The organism is Mesorhizobium sp. GW821-FHT07A06, assembly GCF_059419085.1.
Map to the genome: position 1 here is coordinate 716,499 of NZ_JBWKRC010000003.1, position 15,418 is coordinate 731,916.

Below are 15,418 nucleotides of genomic sequence, written 5' to 3' on the forward strand. Positions count from 1 at the left end.
GCGGGGTGCCGCAGGCCACAATCCTACCTCGACATGGATTGGACGAACGAACGCGGCCAATCCTTTGGGCAACCGTGAAACTTTTTGCATATATAAACGATTTAAACAACTTTCAAAATATTTAAATCGATTAATGATTTGATATCATTTGGCTTTTCTGGTTCTGACCATCTCAGCCCGTATAGCGGGCGTGCCGGAAATACGCCGGCAAAGACGCGGCAAATCGAAGAAGGGACACCAATGTCGGAAGTCGGCAAACGCAATCCTGCTTGCGCGATCGATCGTATCGGCCTGAAAACCACCGGCGTGGTGCGCTACAATTTCGGGGCGGCCGCCCTTTATGAGGACTCGATCCGGCGCGGCGAGGCCCGGCTGACCGCGCATGGCGCGCTGGTTGCCGAGACCGGCCAGCACACAGGCCGTTCGCCCAAGGACAAATTCGTCGTCCGCGACGCCGCCACCGAGCCGCATGTCTGGTGGGACAACAACAAGGCGATCTCTCCGGCCCAGTTCGAGACGCTGCTTGCCGATTTCCGCGCCCACGCTGCGGACAAGGATCTTTACGTGCAGGACCTGGTCGGCGGCGCCGACGCGGAGCTGAAGCTCCCCACCAGGGTGATCACCGAATTTGCCTGGCACTCGCTGTTCATCCGCAATCTGCTCATCCGTCCGGATAGCGCCGAACTCGAGCAGTTCGTGCCTGAGATGACGATCATCGACCTGCCGTCCTTCCGCGCCGATCCCGCCCGCCACGGCAGCCGCACCGAGACGGTGATCGCCGTCGACCTCAGCCGCAAGATCGTACTGATCGGCGGCACCTCCTATGCCGGCGAGATGAAGAAGTCGGTGTTCACCATGCTCAACTACCTGTTGCCGCAGAAGGGCGTGATGCCGATGCACTGCTCGGCCAATGAGGGGCCGGCCGGCGACGCCGCCATATTCTTCGGGCTGTCGGGAACCGGCAAGACGACGCTCTCGGCCGATCCGTCGCGCACGCTGATCGGCGACGACGAGCATGGCTGGGGTCCGCATGGCATCTTCAACTTCGAGGGCGGCTGCTACGCCAAGACCATCAAGCTTTCGGCGGAAGCCGAACCGGAGATCTTCGCCACCACGCAGCGCTTCGGCACCGTTCTGGAAAATGTCGTGCTCGACGCCGACGGCGTGCCGGACTTCAATGACGGCCGCCTCACCGAAAACACCCGCTGCGCCTATCCCCTCGACTTCATCCCCAACGCCTCGAAGACCGGGCGCGCCAATCATCCCAGGAACATCATCATGCTGACCGCCGATGCCTTCGGCGTGATGCCGCCGATCGCGCGGCTGACCCCGGCGCAGGCGATGTATCATTTCCTCTCCGGTTACACGGCCAAGGTGGCCGGAACCGAAAAGGGCGTCACCGAGCCCGAGGCGACGTTCTCGACCTGTTTCGGCGCGCCGTTCATGCCGCGCCATCCGTCGGAATACGGCAACCTGCTGCGCGCGCTCATCGCCAGCCATGGCGCCGACTGCTGGCTGGTCAACACTGGCTGGACCGGCGGCGCCTATGGCACCGGCAAGCGCATGCCGATCAAGGCGACGCGCGCTCTGCTGGCCGCCGCGCTCGACGGCTCGCTGAAGACCGGCGCATTCCGCACCGACGCCAATTTCGGCTTCGAGGTGCCGGTGGCCGTGCCTGGCGTTGACAGCAAAATTCTCGATCCGCGCTCGACCTGGGCCGACAAGGCCGCCTATGACCGGCAGGCGGCAAGACTGGTCGGGATGTTCGCGGTCAACTTCGAGAAATTCGAGCCGCATGTCGATGCGACCGTCATGGGTGCGGCGCCCCGCATGCAGGAAGCGGCGGAGTAGTCGTCACGCCGCTCAGCACCATTGAAGGCCCGGTTTCGATCGGGCCTTTTCTTTTCTGGTCCACCGCGCCATGACTGCGGCATGCCGATCGATGACAACATCATCATATCAGACGAAGCCGTGATCCATCCGGGCGACCTGCACGAGGATTTCATCCGCTCGTCCGGTCCCGGCGGCCAGAACGTCAACAAGGTGGCGACGGCCGTGCAACTGCGCTTTGACGCGGCCAACGCGGCCGGCCTCTCGGAGCGCGTGCGCGCACGCACGATCAAGCTTGCCGGCCAGCGCGCCACCAAGGACGGCGTCATCGTCATCGAGGCCGGGCGCTTCCGTACCCAGGAGCAGAATCGCGCCGATGCAAGGGCGAGGCTGACGGCACTGGTGGCCAAGGCCGCCGAGCCGCCGCCGCCGCCGCGCAAGAAGACGCGCCCCTCGAAAGGCGCGGTGGAACGGCGGCTGAAAAGCAAGGCCGGGCGCGGCACGATCAAGAAGCTGCGCGGCCGGGTGGAGAACGATTAAGCACCACACCATCCGCGTGCATAAAATGGCTTTCCATTTGACGCCTCAGATGCAAGGTTTCGCCATTGCCACAGCAAGGGAGACTAAAGATGGGCATGTTCGATTTCGTCAAAAGCGTCGGCAAGAAACTGGGCATCGGCGGCGACGAGGAAGCCGCACCCACTGCCGACACGCTCAAGAAGGAGCTCGATTCGCACAAGCTCGGCACCGATGGCGTGCAGGTCGTCGTCCAGGGTGACACGGCGGTACTAAAAGGCGTGGTCAAGGACCAGTCGATCTTCGAAAAGGCGGTGATTGCCGTCGGCAACACGCTGGGTGTCTCCAAGGTGCAGGCCGACGAATTGCAGGTCGCGCCGGATGCCGGCAAGGCGGCTGCACCGGCCAAGGAACCGACCTTCTACACCGTTCAGAAGGGTGACAACCTCTGGAAGATCGCCGAGAAAAGCTACGGCAAGGGCCAGGGCGCCAAGAATACGGCCATCTTCGAGGCCAACAGGCCGATGCTGACCCACCCGGACAAGATCTATCCAGGTCAGGTGCTGCGCATCCCGTGACTTGTTAGCCAGGTCGCGCCGTTTCGATACGGCAAAGTCAAGCGCCGCGCATCCGAAAGGACGCGCGGCGCTTTCGATTTTACCAGTTGCGCTCCGCGGAAACACCTTCGTGAATTCATCGCCCATACCGCATCGACAGCCGCGACGAGATCGGCGGCGGCTTTCGGGTCGCTGTTTTTCCTTGATGGTGGCATCTTGCAGACTCGAACCATCTCAAGGTGCGCTGTTCAATGCTTGTTCTGCCCAAGGGAGTCCGCCACATGCCGGCCTATCTGCCGCGCACTGTTCAGGAGGCGCTTGTCGAGGCGGTGAGAAACATCGTCCAGCAGGCCCCGCTGTACGTGCCGGCCATGCCGCGCACCGGCAAGGAGATGAGCGTGCGCATGACCAATTGCGGCACGCTCGGCTGGGTCACCGACAAGGAGCGGGGCTATCGCTACCAGCCGACGCATCCGTTGACCGGGGAACCATGGCCGCCGATCCCGGAGGGCCTGCTCGACCTTTGGCGGCAGGTGTCGGGCTATCCTGGCCCGCCGGAGGCCTGCCTGATCAATTTCTACACGGCGGACGCGAAGATGGGCCTGCACCAGGACCGCGACGAGGCCGATTTCTCGGCACCCGTCGTCTCCGTCTCACTGGGCGATGATTGCCTGTTCAGGGTCGGTCAGACGACGCGCGAGGGCGCGACCAAGTCGTTCAGGCTGAAAAGCGGTGACGTCGTCGTACTCGGCGGCGAGGGGCGCCTCTGCTTCCACGGCGTCGACCGCATCTATCCCTCGACCTCGGCGTTGCTGAAGAACGGCGGCAGGATCAATCTGACGCTGCGGCGGGTGACGAAGGCCGAGTGAGTGAGCCATGAGCAATTACAGGGAAGGTGTAAAACGGTTTTCCCGGGGAAAGCGCGTGGCGCTTTCCCTTGGGAATGGCGTCAAAACAAAGCGTTAGAGGAGATCGCCGTTTCCGTAAAACGGTGAACTGCTCTAATGGGCGTCCGGGCGCCGTGCATAGACTTCGATATAATCCCCGCTCGCGATTTCCTCGTAGTCGCCCATCAGGGTTTGGAAATCCGCGTTCTGGCGCATCCACACAATCCAGATTGGCGGAAAGTCCCCTGTGAGCGACCATGCCGACTTTTTCTTGTCCATCCGATCCATCAGGATGATATCGGGCTTGTTGTCGCGGATCAGGGAATTCAGGTAGCGGGTGTAATCGTCAAGGTCCCGCCGCGCGATGCGTTCGTCTTCGCCTTGATATGTCCCTCGCATCAGGCCCCAGAGCGCGTAGGTGCCGACCCAATCATGAGCATAGGCCGACAGCCAGCGGCCATTGGTCATTCTTGTCAGCGGATTGCCGACGGAAAGGTCGGAACTGACCTGAACGATCGATGGCGAGGCGTAACGGCTCTTGATGGCATCGACCAGGCTTTTCTCGGGCAGTTGGTAGAACTGGTGGTGCGTCACCGAAAGCGCGGCGACCACGGCCAGCGCGGCCGCGGCATGGAGCTTGACGCTGGCGACCTCGGAGGCGGCTTCCGCGTTTGCGAGGCCAGTCGCCACTCGCCACCGGGATGCCACCGCCAGCAGCATCGCGAACACCATCGTGGTCTGGTAGGGATACTGGTGGTTGGGCCAGTATTTCCCAAGGTAAAGCATCGAGATAAAGAAACCGGCTGCACTCGCCATCGCCAGTGCGACGTCGTCTCGCCAGACGGATTTGCGCATCTGGAAAACCGTGAAAACGACAAAGACGATAAAGGTCGGCAACGCGGCCAACATGTTTATGTTGGCCCGCAGGCTGACATAGTAGCGCATCAGCAATTGCAGGAAGGCGCCGAGAAAATCGGGAAACCACAGATACACACTGACGAGATAGGCGGCGCAGACCGTGAAGATGACGACATTTTCAGCAGTCAGGCACGCCATCAGCGAGCGTTTGCGCCAGGCGATGAAGAGGTAAGGCAGGACGATACCGGTTGCCCAATGTGGTTTGACCAGGAGCAGCACGCTTCCAGCCAGGCCGACCGCCACGGCAAGGCCAAGAGGAACCGGCGCGTCAGGGCGGCGTTCAATCCGCCACATCATCAGCAACAGCATCGGCATGAACAACATCGTGCCGACATGTTCGCGCTGGCCGAAAACATTCCCAGGCATGATGAGAAGCAGAACCGCCAGCGCGGGATAGATCCACTGCGTCTTCAGATCGGCGAAGATACGGCTTCGCTCGATGACCACGGCCGACAGCGCCATTGAAACGAAGAAGACCAGATAGATGAAGCACTCGACCGCCGATTCGGCCGAGATGCCAAGCCTGTGGGACAGCCATACCGGGCCGATATACAGGGCGACGGAGAAGGGCGGATTGGTCTCCAGAATGTCGACATAGAGCTTTTGCCCATCAAGGACTTTTTCGCAGATGACGATGAGCCAGCTGACGTCGGTATTGTCGCCCGCCGTCCAGGGCATGAAAAAAGAAAACACCACCACGGCCGCGACAAGCCAGACCGGCGACAAGCTTCCAATCGAAGAGGCAAAGCCGGTGGCGGTGCTGATGTTTCTGACACTTCCCATACTCATCGCACCGCTCCAACAAAGATCATTTTTATGCAGTACGACGAAATCACGGGCGGGTGCACGGATGCACCTGTCTGACGCCGCAAGCTAGCCGGGATTGCCTAAAGTGCAGTTAATCGCGCCGTTCCGGGCTGCGATGTTCGTTGGCACCGCGTCGAGATCTGGATTGTCCGTCCAGGACTCTTGCAACAGGCCGAGCAATGCTTGGCGAATGCTTTCATTTCAGCCAATTGGCGAGAACGTCGCCGAGATCAGGTGGAAGGGCAGCGCGCCATAGGCCGCGACCGCCACCGCATCGTCCCATTGCCGGAATTGCCGGGAGGGTCGTGCCTCCAGCGTCAAGGCATGCCGTTGCCCATCAAGCGTCACCTTGCCGCGAAAATGCAGCACCCGTTCCCCGCCCGATCGGCTGATGGCCATGGCGCGCAGGCGCGCGACATGGTGGTTATCGGCATTGATCTCCATCTCGATGCGGCGCCGGACCGGTGGAACACTGATCCTGACCGTGATGTCCAGCATCATCTCGCCTACCGTTGGCGGGCAAGGTATGGCCTGTGAGAAGACCGACGGCGTCGTCGTTTCCGACGGCTCGTTGCGAGCTGGCCTGCCGCGCCACGCTTTGGCTGACGGCTCCTGGCGCAGCCGGCCGCTCTTGCGCCTCAGCCGCAACTGCTTGGCAAGGCCGCGCGACAGCCAGGCCAGCCTGCCGAAATCGGTCCGCGGCTTGGCCTGCAGCACGGCCGACCAGCGCGAGAGGCCGGAGCGGTCGGCCATGTCAAGCACACGCGCCAGCACCCGGTCCGGCGTCGTCACGCCTGTTTCGAGCGTCAGGTAGGAGAGCGCCACCGCCGCGGCAACGGCAAGGCCGCGCCTTGCGACAACATCGAGGAACACGTCCCAGTCGACGTCGCCGCCGCGAATGGCCACGGCGCAATCGACCAGCCAGTCGCTGTGGGTGTGGGCGTCGAGGCCGCCATGCGCGATGGCAAGCGCGATGCGGTCGGCCGGCGACGGCACCAGCACGTCGACGCCGCTGAATTCGGCGCCATCGGCCCGCCGCCAGATGGCCACGTCGTCTTCGTCGCTCCGCTGCGAGCCGTCATAGGCGAGCTGGTGCAGGTCGATGTCGCCAAGATTGCCCTTGAAGAAATTCATCGAGCGCAGCGACGCCAGTCTTGTCCGCAGATATTGCGGGCTGACGCCGGTGGCGATCTGCCAGTCGCCGTCGCGCAGCACGTCGAAGGCCGTCTGAATGTCTCGCGGCCGCACCAATATGTCGATGTCGTGCGCCACCCTGCCGCGCTGTGCCGATGCGTTCAGGGCAATGCGGCTGGCGCCCTTGATGAGCATCACCTGGCATCCCGCATCCGCCATCGCCTTCAGCGCCGGCTCGGCCTCGCGCATGGCCATGCGCGATTTGGTCCACAGCATCTTCTGCAGGCCGACGAGGCGCGGATAAGCGGAATGGCCGGCGAGCTTCCTGCCGAACCTGTCGGAGATCGCGGCCAGCAGCCGGTGCTCGCGGAACGAGACGAGATCGATATCGTTCTCGTCCAGCCAGCGTGCGGCGCAGGCGGCAGCGGCGTCCTCGTCGGCAAGGAGCGCTGCCTTGAGCAATTGGTCGAGCCCACCCGTCGGCCATGACCAGCCATAGTCCGGGAAGCGTCGCTCGATACGGCGGATATGAGCCATCAGCCCGAGCCGGCCTTGTCCCGCGCCCGCCGCAGCATGGCGAGCCGCGCGACCTGGAGATAGCCGCGGTCGCGTGCCGGATCGCGCCCGTAAGACAGGCTGCCAGGCCGGATGCGGCGCCGCGCCAGCACTTCGTCCAGCATGTCGAGGGCAAGGCCCGCTTCGCGTACCCGGGCGATCCAGTCGATCATTTCGCCCCGGCCGCCCGGCGGATCGACGATTGGCCCAACCGTCTCGGCGACCTCTCGGCGGATCATCATGGTGGTGCGCGACCAGCCGGGCACCGCCTCGGCCTCGGGCGCGTCGGGCCGGTCGTTGCGGAAATTCCGCCAGTGACAGAAAACCCCCGATGTCGTGGGAAATCTCTCCAGATGCGCGATCTGCCTCTCCATCTTGTTCGGCAGCCAGAGGTCGTCCGCGTCAAGCGTCGCGATCAACGGCGTCGACAGCGCCGCGATGCCCCTGGTCGTGGCGCTGCCGGGCCCTGAATTTGCCTGGCGCAACAGGTGGATCGGCAACTCTGTTCCGCTGATCGCCGAAGCGAGATCGTCGGTCGAACCATCGTCGACGATCACCACCAGTTCAGGCCGCACCGTCTGCGCCGCGACCGAGAGCAGGGTCTCGGCAATCGTGCCGCTTGCGTTGAAGGCCGGTATGACGACGCCGTAGTTCCGCATGCTACATGAACCGCCAATTGGCGAGTTCTTTGACATCGAAGATGCCTTCGACGCCGCGCAAGGAGGGGTCGGCCTTTCGCCGTCGCATCGATTTGTGGATGGCTCGCATGAACTCCCGAAGGGATGTGTCGGCCTGCTTCGTCATGTTGCCGGGGTGACGTCTGTAATAAAGCGCCACGGTATCCGGCGTGACGAATCTGGGTCCACTTTCAAAGGTGCGCAGCAGATAGTCGGTGTCCTCCGCCTGCTGGAAGGCCTCATCGAAGCCACCCATCCGATCGACGAGCCTGCGCGAGAAAATGCCCGATGACAGATGAATTCCCCGCACCGTCATGAAATGGCTGCCGGGCTCGGGTTCCAGCCTGTCGTCGTCGATGCCGTCGACCAGCATCATGAGCGAATAGGTGAGCTCAAGACCGGGGTCGGCCTGAAAGAACGCAATATCGGCCTTGAATCGCCCGACCGGCGAGACATCGTCCGAATCGAGGAACGACACGAGCTCCGTTTCCGGTTTGAGCAGCTTGAGGCCGGCGTTGCGGGTCTTGGTCACGCCCATGTTCTCCTGCCGAAACAGGCGGATGCAGGGGTTTTCCCCCATCATCGAGCGCACGGCCTCCGCCGAGCCGTCGGTCGAGCCGTCATCGATGACGATGATGTCGAGATCGGCGGCGTCGCGCTGTCGCACCAGCGAGCGCAATGCCGAAACGACATAGCGCTCGCGGTTGTAGACAGGCATGATCACGCTCAACTTCACGAAGCAACTCGCGTCAGAAAATCCGCAATGGTGCCTGCGATCTCCCCGGGATGCGTTCCCAAGGACAGACGGTAGCTTGGCAGCAGGCGGGTGAGATCGCCGAAGAAACGGAAGCCGCTTTCGCGTTCTCCCGGCATTTGCATGATGCCCGACGGTGCCAGCGCTATCATGGCGTCCCGCCGCGACACCGGCACGATCGAACTCGCCTCGCCACCGCCGATATGTGGCACCACCAGCGCAACGATGTCCAGCGCCGGGGGGACCGGCCGGGGCGCTATGTCGACAATGTGAAAAGTGTGCTTGCCCTGCCAGTTCAAGGGGCTCTCGACCCCCAGCCGCTGCTTCAGGCCCAGCCGCGCGAAACCGCGCGCATCCTGCTTCAGCGTCGAAAACAGAGGCCGCGCGGTTACGCCACCGGCGAGATCGATCAGCACATAGTCATCGCCGACGCTGTCGAGCCCGTTGAGCAGACCGGCGGCGACGGTGCCGGATTTGCCGGCGCCCCCCGCACCGGCAAGCAGCACGCCCTTGCCATTGGCACCGAGCGTGCCGGCATGGGTCAGCCGCATGCCGCGCGCCGCATATTCCCAATGCAGGAAGGCCCGCAGCGGCGCTGTCGGCTCCCAGGGCGGGAAGGCATCGGCCGACGCCATCAACTGCACGCCAATGCGGCGCTGCGGATCGTAGACCTGCCAGAAATCCAGATCGTGAAAATAGTGGCCCCGCAGCCCCTCCCCGGCGAGCCGTTCGGCAAAGCCGTATTCGGTGAAATGCGCGTCGCCCCACCTTGCCGGCTCAGGGATGCCGCCGATGCCGGGATGAGCGATGAAGATGCGGCATGCCGACGGGGCCGTCAGGCCATCATGGGCCTCTACAAAGGCGTGGCCCAGCGCATCCGCAAGCACACCGGGACCGACATGCGCGGTCAGCTCCAGTTGGGGCAGGCGGACCGTCAGCGGGGCCGGATAATGCGCGGCGGCTTCTTCCGCGGCGGTGATGAGATACCGTGCGTAGTCAGGCAAGGTTTCGAGCGTGACGCGCGGCATCAGGCGCCCTCTGTCACGGACGCCGCCGGCTCGTCAGGATGCCTGCTTGACCGCCGGCCAGCCGAGCGGTTCCTCGACCTCGTGGATGGGATCCACGATGATCAGGTCGGCGAGGTCGTCGTGAATGCTCACATTGAGCGGTTCGTTCGTGGCGGCAAGCTCGGCGGATAGCTCGTCCGGCAGCGCTTGCGCAATCTGATCTGAACGCACCAGCAACCCCATTTCGAGCAGTTGCGAGATGAAGTGTTCGAGTTCCGCCGCGCCCAGTGTCGAACCGCCGGCGGTCAGCCCGATCAGGGCTTCGGTGTTGACCCCGGACGAGAGCGCCTGCCAAACCCTGCTGCCGGAGTCGGAGAAGCCGAAATACTTGCCATTCGCAAGGTTGAGCACGACGGCCTCGCCATCGAAGGATTCGAAGACGATGTCCCTGCTCGCAACCGCATAGGTGCCGCAATCATGCGTCATTGTTGCCCCCGCTTCACAAGCCCCGCCCGCCAGCGGGATCGCTTCCACTGACAACGCCTGTAAACGCTCGGTTCTTTCTTGGCAAGGCAACCGGCGCCGGCAGGGCGCCGACATTTCCGGCGATCAGTTGGAGCGCAAGGCGATCACGCCTCGATTTCGAGAGCCGATAGCGGCTTCGAGCAGCAGGCGAGGATGAAGCCGTCGTCGATCTCGTGATCGAGGATGCCGCCATTGTGGCTCATCTCGACGGCACCGGAGACTTTCTTGACCTTGCAGGTTCCGCACAGGCCGAATTCGCAGGCCGCGGGTATCCGCACGCCAGAGGCACGCGCCGTCTGCAGCACGGTCTGGCCGGCGACGCATTCGGCGTCGACGTCCGAAAACGCGAAGCGGATCGGCGTTGCGGCCTCGACGGGAACGGCCACGCCATCCTGCGACGGCGTTGCGAACGGCGCCGGGATTTCCTCCACCGCGGGTGCGGCAAAGCTCTCCTGATGGTATTTCGTCATGTCGAAGCCGGCGGCTTCCAGCATGCCGCGCACGGCGCGCATGAAAGGGTCCGGACCACAGCAGAAGATTTCGCGTTCACGGAAATCGGGCGCCAGCAATGGCAGCCGGATGGCGTCTATGCGGCCCATATGGCCATACCAGCCCTCGCGGCTTGACCGCTCCTCGATCATGAAGCCCAGCGACAAGCCCGGCATATGACTGCCGAGCAGCTCGAGCTCCTTGCGGAAAATGATCTCTTCGGCGCGACGCGCGCAATTGACGAAGCCGACATCGGTCCATGGCGCGCAGTCGTTCAGCCAGCGCAGCATCGACATCATCGGCGTCACGCCGGAACCGGCCGAGATGAACAGGTATTTGGCCGCCGGATGGCTGTGCAGCGAAAAGTCCCCGCTCGGCCCATAAGCCTTGACGTGCGAACCGGGTGTCAGGTGATCGAACATCCATCGCGTGCCGATGCTGCCGGCCTGCGCCTTGACCGTGACCGAGATCGAGAACGGCCGCGACGGTGAGGAGGACAGTGTATAGGTGCGCATCAGCGGCCCGTCCGGCGCAGGCAACTCCAGCGTCACGAACTGGCCCGGCTTGTAGCGGAACCAGGTCTGGTTGTCCGATCGGAACGTGAAGGTCTTGACGTCAGGCGCCTCGTCGCTGACGCCGATCACTTCCAGCACCTGCAGCCTGTCGTTCCAGGGCGCCATCTGATCGAGATGGCGATAGAGGCCAAGGTCGGTCATCGCATTCATCCCTCAACCTCTCAGGCGACGCTGCGCAGCGCCGGCCGGCCGCCTTCGGCGAGGCGCGGGCCGATGAAGCGGGCGTACCAGTCGACGAACTGGATCACGCCACCCTCATGCAGCTCCGAATAGGGACCGGGCTCATAGGCCGGCGACAGGATGCCGAGGGCGTTTTCCTCGACGATGCGGCGGTCCTGGTCGTTGGTCTCGGTCCACACATGGGTGAGTTCGGCAAGATCGTAATCGACGCCCTCGACCGCGTCCTTGTGGACCAGCCATTTGGTCGTCACGGCGGTTTCGGTCGCACTGATCGGCAGCACGCGGAAGGTGACGGCATGGTCGATCAGGATATGGTTCCATGTCGTCGGATAGTGATAGTGCATCAACGTGCCGATACGGTCGGCCGAGACGCTGTCGGAGAGGTCCTTCTTCACCGCCCGCTTGCCGTTCATCGTGTAGCTGACCGCATCGCGCAGCAGCGGCGCCCGCGTGGCGCGGTATTGCCCCGCCGGGTCGATGCGGAACTTGCTCGGCAGGCCGGCCGCTTCGCATTTGGCCCAGTGCGCCAGCATCTCCGGATCGCTGTCGGCGCCTTGCACGCCGGTCACGGTCGGTGCTTCCGGGAAGGTTTTGCACAGCTCCGGGTGATTGCCCGCGCAGTGATAGCACTCGCGGTTGTTTTCCCAGACGAGCTTCCAATTGCCCTTTTCGACGATGGTGCTCTCGAATGCGATCTTTGCCTCGCTGAGCCGGTGCGGCTTGAGATAGGGTTCGATCATCGCCCGCATCGGCGCGAAGTCGGCTGGCTCCTTCGCCAGGCAGATGAAGATGTAACCGGCGACGCTTTCGCAGGCGACCGGCTTCAGCCCGAACTGGCTCTTGTCGAAGCCGTCGGCCATCTGGCGGGCAAACAGCAGGCGACCGTCGAGCTCATAGGTCCACTGGTGATAGGGACAGACCAGCTTGGCGGCCGTGCCCTTGTCCGTGTTGCAGACCCTGCTGCCGCGATGGCGGCAGGAATTGTGGAAGGCATTGATCTTGCCCTGCTGATCGCGCACCAGCACGACCGGGTAGTCGCCGATCTGCACGGTGATGAAGCTGCCGGGCTTGGGCAATTCGCAATCGTGGCCGATGAAAAGCCAGTCGCGGTACCAGATCAGCTCCATGTCGAGCTTGAAATAGTCCGGGTCGGTGTAGAAGGGCTGCTCCAGCGAGAAACCCTCTCTGCGGCTGTTCAACAGCCTCAGCATATCGTTACGCGCATCCATGTCCTGTCCTCGTGTTTAAGGACTGACTATGGTGGTGATGGAGGAAGGATCGGATGCAGTCCCGGCGAAGCGCCGGTCATGCACCATCCACCTCTTGACCGCCCACCGCGATCAGTCGAGTTTAGAAATCTCGGGCTGGTTTCCGGGCTCTGGAGTGTCCCTTCGGACGGTCGCGACACCTTCCCAGGCTTTCGCCCAGTGGTCTCCCGTTGCGACTTGAACTCCACCACCGTTGCGGGGGCAGCGCCGGACTTTGACCGGCTTCCCAATTCTCCGCCCCGTCGTCACGAAGCGGCACCTGAGATGGCCATGATCTAATCACGACAGCGAATGCGACATCGGCATGAAAGCGACATCGCATCCATGTGGCGCGACACGCCTGCGCAGCGATCGGATCGGAAACAGCGGCCACGAAACGCGTCTCGGTGACGATGGTGCCGGCTATCGAAAATCGCCCGGAATCGAAGCAGAAAAGGTTAATGGTTTCGAAAAGTGACTATTAGCAGATTCTAAAATCGAACCGAACGGTTCGTTTCTGTTGACGGTGCGTACAGCACGGTGTGAACGCTGAGCCTCCGATACATCAGGTGATCTCGGTGGTGATTTTATCTAATCGATTGATATCAAAAAGAAAAATCTTTGATCCGGAAGGCTTTGGTACAATTTCAAGTGGTGGACTCTTGGTCCACACGGAACAACTTCGTGATTGGAAACGGCCATCAGGCTTTCCCACATCGGGGCTGTCCGAACGACGCGATTTTAATCCCAAGACACGCCGCTAGACGGACGTAAAAATACTGGAGTACCAAAAATGAAAAAGATTGTTCTCACTGCCGCCGCCCTTCTGGCCATTTCCGGCAGCGCCTTCGCTGGTAGCGATCACTACGGTTCGAATGCGCCTGCAGCCACTGCTGCCGTCGACGGTTCGTACACCGCTTCGACCAAGAAGTCGGAACCGGCTGCCCAGGCGCCTGTCACGGGTGCCGATCGCAACCTCTTCGGCAACAACTAACAGTCGATTCCCGCAGGCGGTGGCACTGGCTCGCCGCCTTGGCGGAACTCGAAGAATTCAGGAGACTTGAAATGAAGAAGATCGTCCTTGCTGCCGCCGCCGTTCTGGCTATCTCCGGCAGCGCTTTCGCCGGCAGCGACAACTACGGCTCCAACGGCGCCAACCAGCCCGCTGCCACTTCGGCCGACAGCTCTTACACCGCGTCGATCAGGAAGTCGGAACCGGCTGCTCAGACGTCTGTCCAGGGTGCAGACCGCAATCTCTTCGGCCACTAACAGCCGATTCTCCAGGGCGGCGGGTTTGCCTGCCGCCCTGCTGAAACTTGAAATTCAGGAGACTTGAAATGAACAAGATCATCATTGCCGCCGCCGCCGTTCTGGCTCTCTCCGGCAGCGCTTTCGCCGGCAGCGACAACTACGGCTCCAATGGCGCCAACCAGCCTGCCGCGACTTCGGTCGACAACTCGCGTACGGGTTCGATCCGCAACGGCGATTCGCCCGTCTACAAGCTGCTCAATTCGTCGGGCGACGTGCAGAAGTCCGCGCCCCAGGGCACCGACCGGAACCTCTTCGGCCACTAACAGCCAAAGTCGATCCTATAAATAAAGCGGCGGGCCTTGCCCGCCGCTTTTTTCTGTCGAGACGGGCTTCTAAGCCGCCTTTGCTTCCGCTTCATGCAGCGCGAAGGATCGCCCATCAGTGTCGAAGATATGCAAGTCCTCGGCATTGGCGGTCAGCCGCAGCGTCGAGCCGCGCTTGACCTCGACATTGCCCGGCAGCTTGGTCACCAGTGGCAGGTCGGCGCGGCCGATATCGACATAGACCAACTGAACCTCGCCGAGCTGCTCGACGTAGTCGACCGTTCCTTCGAACAGATAGTCCGCGCCGGTCGCGATGATCAGGTCCTCCGGCCGCATGCCGAAGCTTACAGCCGCACCCTTCGCCGAGGCCGGCGTCGTGATCGGCACCGTAGCCTTGCGCCCGCCGACATGGCTGACGACGGTCGGGCTGCCTGATTTGTCGATCGTCGCCGGCAGGATGTTCATGGCCGGCGAGCCGATGAACTGGGCGACGAACAGATTGCCGGGCTTCTTGTAGAGATCCATCGGCGTGCCGACCTGCTCTATGTGCCCGTCCTTGAGCACGACGATGCGATCGGCCAGCGTCATCGCTTCGACCTGGTCGTGGGTGACGTAGATCATGGTCGTATTGGGCATCGATTCCTTGAGCTTGGCGATCTCGATGCGCGTGGCGACGCGCAGTGCGGCGTCAAGGTTCGACAGCGGCTCGTCGAACAGGAACACTTTCGGATTGCGCACGATGGCGCGGCCGATGGCGACGCGCTGGCGCTGGCCACCCGACATCGCCTTGGGCAGCCGGTCGAGATATTTGGTCAGCTGCAGGATTTCCGCCGCCTGGCGCACGCGGCGGTCGATCTCGGCCTTGTTCTCCTTGCCGATCTTCATCGAGAACGCCATGTTGTCGTAGACGGTCATGTGCGGATAGAGCGCATAGGACTGGAACACCATGGCGATGCCGCGCTTCGACGGCGGCACGTCGTTGACCACCTCGCCGTCGATCTTGAGCTCACCCGAAGTGATTTCCTCGAGCCCGGCGATCGAGCGCAGCAAGGTCGACTTCCCGCAGCCCGACGGGCCGACGAAGACGATGAACTCGCCCGATTTGATATCGAGGTCGATGCCGTGGAGAATGTTGAGATTGCCGTAGGACTTCTTCACTTGTCTCAAATTGACATCGGCCATTGGT

At 62.6% G+C, this 15,418-nt stretch carries 17 protein-coding genes and 1 riboswitch; of the genes, 8 read left to right on the forward strand and 9 right to left on the reverse strand.

Annotation, left to right across the window (positions count from 1 at the left end; all coding sequences use genetic code 11):
- Positions 1-240: 240 nt before the first annotated feature.
- From AC07SZ_RS14000 to AC07SZ_RS14015, 4 genes are all read left to right on the forward strand, one after another.
- Positions 241-1,851 (forward strand): phosphoenolpyruvate carboxykinase, encoded by a 1,611-nt coding sequence (locus AC07SZ_RS14000; protein WP_494914673.1) that lies wholly within the window; start codon positions 241-243, stop codon positions 1,849-1,851.
- An 81-nt stretch (positions 1,852-1,932) separates the two neighbouring features.
- Positions 1,933-2,370, forward strand: a complete 438-nt coding sequence (arfB, locus tag AC07SZ_RS14005) for an alternative ribosome rescue aminoacyl-tRNA hydrolase ArfB (protein ID WP_056569055.1) — start codon at positions 1,933-1,935, stop codon at positions 2,368-2,370.
- A gap of 89 nt (positions 2,371-2,459) precedes the next feature.
- Entirely contained in the window at positions 2,460-2,924 is a 465-nt protein-coding gene (lysM, locus tag AC07SZ_RS14010) for a peptidoglycan-binding protein LysM (RefSeq protein WP_019862690.1), read from the forward strand.
- A 230-nt stretch (positions 2,925-3,154) separates the two neighbouring features.
- On the forward strand, positions 3,155-3,772 hold the full coding sequence (locus tag AC07SZ_RS14015) for an alpha-ketoglutarate-dependent dioxygenase AlkB family protein (protein WP_494914674.1): 618 nt from the start codon (positions 3,155-3,157) through the stop codon (positions 3,770-3,772).
- A 132-nt stretch (positions 3,773-3,904) separates the two neighbouring features.
- On the opposite strand, the gene AC07SZ_RS14020 is transcribed toward AC07SZ_RS14015, so the two are convergent.
- The 8 genes from AC07SZ_RS14020 to AC07SZ_RS14055 form a co-directional block, all read right to left on the reverse strand.
- Positions 3,905-5,497: a hypothetical protein gene (locus AC07SZ_RS14020; RefSeq protein ID WP_494914675.1), complete on the reverse strand. Its 1,593-nt coding sequence runs from the start codon at positions 5,495-5,497 to the stop codon at positions 3,905-3,907.
- A gap of 219 nt (positions 5,498-5,716) precedes the next feature.
- Positions 5,717-7,186: a nucleotidyltransferase family protein gene (locus AC07SZ_RS14025; protein WP_494914676.1), complete on the reverse strand. Its 1,470-nt coding sequence runs from the start codon at positions 7,184-7,186 to the stop codon at positions 5,717-5,719.
- Positions 7,186-7,863, reverse strand: coding sequence for a glycosyltransferase family 2 protein (locus AC07SZ_RS14030; RefSeq protein WP_056569069.1), 678 nt, complete (start codon positions 7,861-7,863; stop codon positions 7,186-7,188). Before AC07SZ_RS14030 ends, AC07SZ_RS14025 begins: the two co-directional genes overlap by 1 nt.
- Position 7,864: 1 nt before the next feature.
- On the reverse strand, positions 7,865-8,617 hold the full coding sequence (locus AC07SZ_RS14035) for a glycosyltransferase family 2 protein (RefSeq protein WP_056569072.1): 753 nt from the start codon (positions 8,615-8,617) through the stop codon (positions 7,865-7,867).
- Positions 8,614-9,663 carry a serine kinase gene (locus tag AC07SZ_RS14040; RefSeq protein ID WP_494914677.1) on the reverse strand — a complete coding sequence of 350 codons (1,050 nt, stop codon included), beginning with the start codon at positions 9,661-9,663 and terminating at the stop codon, positions 8,614-8,616. The genes AC07SZ_RS14035 and AC07SZ_RS14040 overlap by 4 nt, the downstream gene beginning before the upstream one ends.
- Positions 9,664-9,696: 33 nt before the next feature.
- Positions 9,697-10,128, reverse strand: a complete 432-nt coding sequence (locus AC07SZ_RS14045; protein WP_494914678.1) for a PqqD family peptide modification chaperone — start codon at positions 10,126-10,128, stop codon at positions 9,697-9,699.
- A gap of 143 nt (positions 10,129-10,271) precedes the next feature.
- Positions 10,272-11,372 (reverse strand): FAD-binding oxidoreductase, encoded by a 1,101-nt coding sequence (locus tag AC07SZ_RS14050; RefSeq protein ID WP_081295051.1) that lies wholly within the window; start codon positions 11,370-11,372, stop codon positions 10,272-10,274.
- 20 nt (positions 11,373-11,392) lie between these two features.
- On the reverse strand, positions 11,393-12,640 hold the full coding sequence (locus AC07SZ_RS14055; protein ID WP_494914679.1) for an aromatic ring-hydroxylating oxygenase subunit alpha: 1,248 nt from the start codon (positions 12,638-12,640) through the stop codon (positions 11,393-11,395).
- 116 nt (positions 12,641-12,756) lie between these two features.
- Positions 12,757-12,957, reverse strand: a riboswitch (cobalamin riboswitch).
- 26 nt (positions 12,958-12,983) lie between these two features.
- On the opposite strand from AC07SZ_RS14055, the gene AC07SZ_RS14060 reads away from it, so the two are divergent.
- The 4 genes from AC07SZ_RS14060 (at position 12,984) to AC07SZ_RS14075 (ending at position 14,232) form a co-directional block, all read left to right on the forward strand.
- Positions 12,984-13,136 carry a hypothetical protein gene (locus AC07SZ_RS14060; RefSeq protein WP_494914680.1) on the forward strand — a complete coding sequence of 51 codons (153 nt, stop codon included), beginning with the start codon at positions 12,984-12,986 and terminating at the stop codon, positions 13,134-13,136.
- A gap of 315 nt (positions 13,137-13,451) precedes the next feature.
- Positions 13,452-13,652: a DUF680 domain-containing protein gene (locus AC07SZ_RS14065; RefSeq protein WP_056569087.1), complete on the forward strand. Its 201-nt coding sequence runs from the start codon at positions 13,452-13,454 to the stop codon at positions 13,650-13,652.
- Positions 13,653-13,723: 71 nt separating this feature from the next.
- Positions 13,724-13,927, forward strand: coding sequence for a DUF680 domain-containing protein (locus tag AC07SZ_RS14070; protein ID WP_494914681.1), 204 nt, complete (start codon positions 13,724-13,726; stop codon positions 13,925-13,927).
- Between the two features lie 68 nt (positions 13,928-13,995).
- The gene (locus AC07SZ_RS14075; protein WP_494914682.1) at positions 13,996-14,232 is read left to right on the forward strand and encodes a DUF680 domain-containing protein; all 237 of its coding nucleotides are present in this window, start codon (positions 13,996-13,998) and stop codon (positions 14,230-14,232) included.
- A gap of 69 nt (positions 14,233-14,301) precedes the next feature.
- On the opposite strand, the gene AC07SZ_RS14080 is transcribed toward AC07SZ_RS14075, so the two are convergent.
- The gene (locus AC07SZ_RS14080) at positions 14,302-15,414 is read right to left on the reverse strand and encodes an ABC transporter ATP-binding protein (RefSeq protein ID WP_494914683.1); all 1,113 of its coding nucleotides are present in this window, start codon (positions 15,412-15,414) and stop codon (positions 14,302-14,304) included.
- Positions 15,415-15,418 lie beyond the last annotated feature (4 nt).